Annotated in this window: 5 protein-coding genes and 1 pseudogene; 5 read left to right on the forward strand and 1 reads right to left on the reverse strand. The window is 55.1% G+C overall.

Going from position 1 to position 7,644, the window contains the following annotated elements; all coding sequences use genetic code 11:
• A pseudogene (locus BQ17_RS21315) lies at positions 1-393 on the forward strand (hypothetical protein); the annotation flags it as partial.
• Positions 394-527: 134 nt separating this feature from the next.
• Here BQ17_RS21315 and BQ17_RS02300 read toward each other — a convergent pair.
• On the reverse strand, positions 528-2,072 hold the full coding sequence (locus tag BQ17_RS02300) for an ArnT family glycosyltransferase (RefSeq protein ID WP_089724110.1): 1,545 nt from the start codon (positions 2,070-2,072) through the stop codon (positions 528-530).
• Positions 2,073-2,275: 203 nt separating this feature from the next.
• Between BQ17_RS02300 and BQ17_RS02305 the strand changes: the two genes are divergently transcribed.
• The 4 genes from BQ17_RS02305 to BQ17_RS02320 all read left to right on the forward strand — a co-directional run bounded on the left by BQ17_RS02305 (position 2,276) and on the right by BQ17_RS02320 (position 7,619).
• On the forward strand, positions 2,276-3,172 hold the full coding sequence (locus BQ17_RS02305) for a glycosyltransferase family 2 protein (RefSeq protein WP_089724111.1): 897 nt from the start codon (positions 2,276-2,278) through the stop codon (positions 3,170-3,172).
• Positions 3,173-3,325: 153 nt separating this feature from the next.
• Positions 3,326-4,405, forward strand: coding sequence for an NAD-dependent epimerase/dehydratase family protein (locus tag BQ17_RS02310; RefSeq protein ID WP_089724112.1), 1,080 nt, complete (start codon positions 3,326-3,328; stop codon positions 4,403-4,405).
• On the forward strand, positions 4,402-6,369 hold the full coding sequence (locus BQ17_RS02315; protein ID WP_141699047.1) for a nodulation protein NodZ: 1,968 nt from the start codon (positions 4,402-4,404) through the stop codon (positions 6,367-6,369). The genes BQ17_RS02310 and BQ17_RS02315 overlap by 4 nt, the downstream gene beginning before the upstream one ends.
• 260 nt (positions 6,370-6,629) lie before the next feature.
• Positions 6,630-7,619 carry a UDP-glucuronic acid decarboxylase family protein gene (locus BQ17_RS02320; protein ID WP_089724114.1) on the forward strand — a complete coding sequence of 330 codons (990 nt, stop codon included), beginning with the start codon at positions 6,630-6,632 and terminating at the stop codon, positions 7,617-7,619.
• Positions 7,620-7,644: the final 25 nt, after the last annotated feature.

Consider the following 7,644-nt stretch of genomic DNA (forward strand, 5'->3'; position numbering starts at 1 on the left):
TGGATCGAACGGTTCGACTACAAGGAGGCCGGACCCCAGCTCTTGATGCAGTCGTTCCTGCAGCGCATCGTCAACAGTGGCGGGCGCATCGACCGGGAGTACGGCCTGGGGAGACGGCGCACCGACCTGTCGGTGCAGTGGCCCTTGGATGAAAGTCGGGGCTTCCAGGGCCCGGTCCAACGGGCAGTCATCGAGCTCAAGATCCTGCACAAATCCCTGACTGCAACGATCGCAGAGGGCTTGGCCCAGACCGCCGATTATATGGACCGGGTCGGCACCGACGAGGGGTATCTGATCGTCTTTGATCGCGCCCCGGAGAGGCCCTGGGAAGAAAAGATCTTTGTCAGACAAGAGCGGTATAGGGAGCACCGGATCGGGGTGTGGGGGATGTAGAACGGAATCGTTTGAGCCGCAAAGGTGCAAGTGGAAAGAATCATTGGGAGGAGAAAGACATCGCAGCAGAACCTACCGTGAAAGCGGGGCCTGGTCACCATTCAAGATCTGATCGACAAAGAGTTGTCGGGGACTTACATCTTGATAACCGCGAATCGCGCATTCTCGAATACGATTTGCCGATGCGGGATGCTTTTCAGCACATCATTGTAGAAATCCTCATAGGTACCCCTATGAAAGATAGCCTCAAGGTTTTTGGGTACAGCTAAGTAATCACCCATACTGGTATCTTCGTGAGTTATCGACATCCGGTCAGTCATTAATCGCATCACTCGCGGCTTGAAGAAAACGATAATATCTTCGGTGTCGGTATTGTCCCTTATGAAGTGGAACATCTCACGGGCATCCGGTGAAAATGGACCCCACAACCAGAATCTGTCCGGTCTGAATGGACCCCACAACACGGTTCTACCATTGGTTACATTTTCATAGATACGATACCCTATTTCTTCTGTGAAGAATAACAAAGTCATCATGACGGCCACAATGAGATAACTGGGCTTGATCCGTTTCCCGAAGATCGCTGCTGACCGGTACGATACTTCGATGCCCGTAAACATGAAAGACACATAGAATGGAAGCAAGGGAAATAGATACCTCAAGCCTTGCCTTCCAGGCCAAATGAGATGGAAAAAAACTACCAACGCCACATAGAGTAAGATATGATAATCGCTTTTATATCTACGGGTTATTCCAATTAATACAAAGGGAACACTCATGGCGTATAGCAAAAAACTTCCGAAAAATTTCACCGGAATGGCAGCATAATAAGCAGCATTGAGTACAATTAAGTTTGGTAAAGTGTTGTCCAGAGCCCTATCCAGTACACCGAGGTGTAATGCACCACCGAAAAGGAGCTGCGGATGCCAAAGGGCCAGCAAGCCGAGTAAGCAGAAAAAGGTCACGTACGGAATCAACTCGATCAAGAGCGACATGCGTGCTGTTTTCAACGCATCACGCATTCTTACCAGGTGTCTTGTGAAGGAAAAATCGAGTTCACTGTTATGGTTGCCGGATGCGGCGGAAACCAACTGGGTCAGCGCCACGAGAATGATGAGTAATGCCCCATTGTTTCTTATAAGAAAGGCAATGCCTAGAATGATGCCAATCAACATATAGTCGATGGGAAACGAAATGATCGGGCGGCGCTGCACGATAACTCGGCCGACGAGAAAGACGCATAGTGTAGAGAAGAGAAGAAAAGGAATATCAGATAATATCTGGTTGAGGAAAGTAAGCATAGAGGGATTCAATGCGAATACGGCAGTTACCCCGAGAATTCCGGCCCTTGAATGATATTTCGCGAATCCATGATAAATGACCAATAGAAATAGGACATAACAGATTACACCAACCATTTTCAGCCAGAGGATGTCAAGCCCGAATGCCTTATAAAAGGGCGCAAGGAGAATGGGAAAGCCCCAAGGATAGGTTACATAATCGTTGCTCGCTATATATCCTGAAATATCCTGCTCCACAATGCTTTTTGCCTGCATTATGTATCCGGCAAAATCTCCTCCCCAATTATGGGTATCGGTTAAAAGGCCATAAATTAATACACAACTTACGCTGAGCAGCAATCCGATTTGAAGCTTTGAGTTGTTAACGATAGTTCGCATCGTGAATCACCTTCGTTACCGAATGAATGGAAAACCGATTATGAGATGAGCGTAGGATTATGAAAGAAAAAATTGTTCATATTGTCAAGAATTTTTTTCGGAAAGTTCCTCGCCTCACGGCACTCCCTATTGGTATCCTAAATGTGTATTGTCATCGTGATCTCGATTGAAACGACCTATTATCTTGAATAGAGTTGTACCCGATGGGCAAACCGAACGTCAGCGTTATCATCCCGACCTATAATCGTCCGCGGCAGTTGGCACGGTGCCTTGATGCACTCAGCGCAACGCGAGGCGAGGTGTTCGAGGTCATTGTCGTAGACGACGGCTCGCCTGAACCGGCGGAGATCGTCACGCATGCCTTTGCAGGCCGACTCGATATCACCTGCCTGCGTCAGAAGAACGCTGGGCCCGCCAGTGCGCGCAACGCTGGCGCGCGGGCGGCGCGGGCGCCCATCCTCGCCTTTACGGACGACGATTGCCGGCCCGAACCCGATTGGCTGAGCAGGATCGCAGCAGCGGTACGGAGGGAGCCGCACGCACTCGCCGGAGGCCGAACGTACAACATCTTGGAAGACAATATCTTCTCCGAGACCAGCCAGGACCTGATCGGCTTTCTCTACAAATACACCACCCGGCGAGGTGGAGGGCTGCACTTCTTTACCTCCAATAATCTGGCCTGTTCCGCCCGGCGCCATACGGCAATCGGTGGCTTCGATGAGAGTTTCCCGTTAGCGGCGGCCGAAGACCGGGACTATAGCCTGCGTTGGATGGACATGGGCTGGCCACTGGTCTATGTACCCGATGCCGTCATGGGCCATGCGCACCACCTCAATTTTAGGCGGTTCTGGCGCCAGCACCTTCACTATGGCCGTGGCGCCCATCACTTGCGAGCACGGGTGGCGACGCGAGAGAGTAAAAAGATTCCCTTTGAAGGTATCCGATTCTATGCCCTCATGGTGAGCTATCCATTTCGCAAAAGACGGCCACGGCCATTTCTACGCATGGCCCTACTGGGATTGTCCCAGGTCGCGGTCGTGGCGGGTTTCATTGCGGAACGCCTGCGCGATGTTCATCAGGGAAGAAGCCTGGAACAGTGATCTGATATTATCATCCATCTGTTCACTTGATACCCGATAAAAATTCGTGCCCCTCTTTACACCCCATATGATCACATGTTTCTTCCCATATATCCCAGGGCGAGCGCATGTCCTTATAAATCAAATTGAAACGCTTATGAATAAATTAAAAAAATGAGTACGTCCGACAAGCTGCTGGACAACTATTACCAAGGCGTCCCGACGTTGGTCACGGGCGGGGCATCCTTCATAGGCAGTGCCCTAGTCGAACTGCTCGTTGCGCGCGGCGCTAAGATCACCGTCGCGGATAACCTGTCGTCCGGTACGCTCGACAACCTCCGGGACGTGAAAGACAAAATCTGTTTTCTGGAAGGCGACCTGAGAGACCCGGGCTTCGCCGCCTGCGCGGCGAGGAACCAGCAGATCGTGTTTCACCTTGCAGCCGCACATGGTGGCCGCGGCTATATCGATTCCCACCCCGTGGAATGCACCAATAACATGCTGTTGGATCATATCGTGTTCGACGCTGTCACTGCGGCCGGCGCACTGAGAATCGTCTACGCCAGCTCAGCCTGTGTCTATCCCACGAATCTCCAGCAGGATACAATCGAGAGGATACTGCTCCGGGAGACGGATGCAGGCTTCGACCAGGCGGGTAGAGCCTTCGCAGACGGGGAATACGGTTGGGCCAAGCTGATGGGCGAACTGCAGCTCCGTGCGTTTCACCGGCAGCATGGGGTCGATGGGATCGCGGCCCGGATATTCACCGCCTACGGCGAGCGCGAGAACGAAACCCACGCCGTCATCGCCTTGGTGGCAAAGGCCCTGGCCCGCTACGACCCCTATCCCGTGTGGGGGGACGGAACTCAGACCCGCAACTTCACCTATGTGGGCGACACTGTGTATGGCTTGGCGCTTGCGGGAGCTCACCTGAGCGGTTTCAGAGCGATCAACCTGGGTACGGATCGACACCACAGGATCAACGAGCTGATCGAGGAGATATTTCACCTGCTGGGTTGGCACCCGGACCGGCTCGACTATCAGCTGGACAGACCCGTCGGTGTAAAGAGCCGGGCATCGGACAATACGAAAATCACCCGGATGCTCAACTGGTCCCCAAACACCGGTCTGCGGGAAGGGTTACGAAGAACCATCCAGTGGTATCGCCCGCTCGCCACCGCAGAGAGACTCGCCAACCTGGAGTCGCAGCTGACCCGGCGGGAGGTGGACCCGGAGCTGACGGTCACACCATGATACAACTCCGGATGCAGGGTCTGATCGGGAACAACCTGTTCCAGTACGCCTTTGCACGCATACTCGCCGAAGACCTGGGCTACGCATTGGAGGTGAAGCACTCCTCCTACAAGCCTGGCAAGAACATTCCCCAGCTGGAGGACCTGCTCTCCCATTTTCGCGACGCGCCCCTGGCAATTGACGGCAAACGCTTCAGCAGACCCGTGGACCGGACGGCACTGATGGGGCACAACGGCTTCGACGGCTTTCGCATCGACCTGGAGGGAATGCGAAACTGCCGGCAGGACCGGAAGATCCTGATCAAGGGATTTTTCGAGCGCTACGAGATCTTCCGCACCCACAAATCACGTATTCGCTCCTGGTTCGCGGTCGACCCCATCGATCTCGGCTACCACATCGCCCCGGACGACATCGTCATCCACATCCGCCGCGGGGATTTCATCGTCTTCAGCCGCGCCATCAGCCTCTCTTTCTACCTGGATCTCCTGGAGAAACTGGACTTCGCCCGGCTGTACATCTGCGGTTTCGGCCTGGACGAGGAGGTCAAAGCCAGCTTCAGCAAATTCGGCCCTATCTACATCGAAGGCTCGCCCATCGACGATTTCCGGTTCATGATCGGTTTCAACCGCATCATCCAGTCCCAGAGCACCTTCGCCTGGTGGGCAGGCTTCCTTTCCAAAGCGGAGGAAATCCACGCGCCGGTGCCGCCGGTCAATGCCACCCCATTCGAGCGCAGGTACCCGCATATCGATCTGCGGGTAAACGACGAGAGCCGCTACCACTATGTTCACGACGTGCCGCACCTCGAACGGGCACCAACCATTGCCGACATGGCTGCGGCGCGGCAACACCTGAGCCTGCTGTCCAAGCTGCACTTTCTGAAAACCTTGCTGAAGAACTGGCTGCTCGAAAGCGGGGTAGGCAGCGCAGTGGTCTGGGCAGTAGAGTCCCTGGAGTGGGGTCTGTACAGAATGCGCAGATACAAACGGGGACGTTATCGGTTTGACGGACCGGATCAGCCGGTGCTGGGACAGTATCGGAAGATCCTCATTATCCGGATCAACCATTCCTACGCCGGCTTTTTCGCCTACTTCACCTTTGCCCTCAACCAGCTCCTGTTCTGCGAGCGAAACCAGTGCCTGCCCGTGGTATTTTTCGGCAAATCGTCCACAGACGGCGACAATGCCTACTATGACCCCAGCCGCGGCGAGAACATGTGGGAGTACTTTTTCGAACCCGTCGCCGGATCCGGTTACGAGCAGGTGCAGCAGTGGCTGAAAGATCCGGGACATCCCCTGCAACCGGGAGACGTGGTGACCCTGACAGACCGGGATCTCTGGTACCTGCATCTGTACGAAAAAGGGAGCATCTATGCATACCCCTACGGGCGCTATTTGCTGAAGACAAGCTACGATGCGCGCTGGTACGACTTTCAGCGCGCTCGGGCGCACGAGGTTATCGGCAAATACGTGCAGGTCAAGGACGCAATCAGCAACCGGGTCGATGCGTTCTACAGGGAACAGATGCAGGGCCACCTGGTATTGGGAATACACCTGCGGGGAACCGACAAGGGAGCCGCAAGGGGCGCGAAAAATACTCGGCAGAAGGTCAAGCCGGAGGCCTATTTCCCGGAGGTGGACCGATACCTTGCGGTACACCCGAAGGCGAAGCTTTTCGTCGCCACCGACCAGGCACAATACCTCCAGTCCCTAGAAGAACGGTACGCCGGGCGCATCCTGTCGAGCGACTGCTACCGGTCCACCAGCGGGTTCGCCCCTTTTCAGGCTACTTCCCATTCCGGCTATGCCAAGGGCGCCGAGGTACTCATCGACGTGTTATTGCTGGCCCGCTGCGACTTCCTGCTCAAATGCGCCTCGCACGTGGGGGAGGCCGCACTCTGGTTCAACCCAAACTTGCCCAGTATTGACCTCAACTATCCGCGTGAAGCGCGTAGGTTGGGGTGAGGAACGAACCCCAACATCTTTCATCCACGCGGTACGCCAAAAAGGTGCTGCGCTTTCCACCTCAGTCCCTCCCGAACGCCTGGTTAGGCGCCCCCAAACTCTAACGCAGCCTGTAGAGCTTGGTTGAGTTCAGATAACTTTTCATGAGGTAAAGAACTGGTTTTTTTGCTTTCAGCCAGCCCATGGAATATGAAAATGTATTGGAAATCAAAAAGTTAACAAATTAAACAAACGGAACAACTCTATTACAAGAGAATACAATGCGGAATTACATTGAACGGAAGCGAGTCCTGGTTACCGGGGGTGCGGGATTCCTGGGTTCCCATCTCATCGACCGGCTGCTGGAACGCGGGGACGAGGTGATCTGCGCGGACAACCTGTTTACCGGCTCCAAGCGTAACCTCGAACACCTGCGTTCCCACCCCCGTTTCGAGTTTCTGCGGCACGATATTACCTTCCCGCTCTACGTGGAGGTGGACCTGATCTACAACCTGGCCTGTCCGGCCAGCCCCATCCACTACCGGCACGACCCGGTGCAGACCACCAAGACCAGCGTGCACGGTGCAATCAACATGCTCGGTCTGGCGAAGCGGTTAGGTGCGCGGATCTTCCAGGCCAGCACCAGCGAGGTCTATGGTGACCCAAGCGTACACCCGCAGACCGAGGATTACTGGGGCAACGTGAATCCGGTGGGGACCAGAAGTTGCTACGATGAAGGCAAACGCTGTGCCGAGACCCTGTTCTTCGATTACCATCGTCAGCACGGGCTTGACATCAGAGTGGCACGCATCTTCAACACCTATGGCCCGCGGATGCACCCGAATGACGGCCGGGTGGTGAGCAATTTCATCATGCAGGCGTTGCAGGGCCAGGACATCACCCTATATGGCAACGGTGAGCAGACCCGTAGCTTCTGCTATATCGATGACCTGGTGGACGGCGTCCTGCGTTTCATGGATACACCTTCGGGTGAAGACGGCGCACCCGGTTTTCCGGGTCCGATCAATCTCGGCAATCCCGACGAGCTCACGATCGGTCAGTTGGCGGAGCAGGTCATCCGGCTCACCAACTCCAGCTCCAAACTGGTGTTCCGTCCCTTACCTCCCGACGATCCGATCCGGCGTCGGCCAGATATCGCCCGTGCTCGGGAACACCTGGGATGGGAGCCCAAGGTGACGCTGGAGGAAGGGTTGCGCCGGACCATCGCGTATTTCGAACAGTGTAGGGTGGGCTATGCCCATCATGCGTAGGGTGGATGCCCACCATCGGCAGCAG

The sequence above is a fragment of the Candidatus Thiosymbion oneisti genome (genome assembly GCF_900092655.1).
Classification (GTDB): domain Bacteria; phylum Pseudomonadota; class Gammaproteobacteria; order Chromatiales; family Chromatiaceae; genus Thiosymbion; species Thiosymbion oneisti.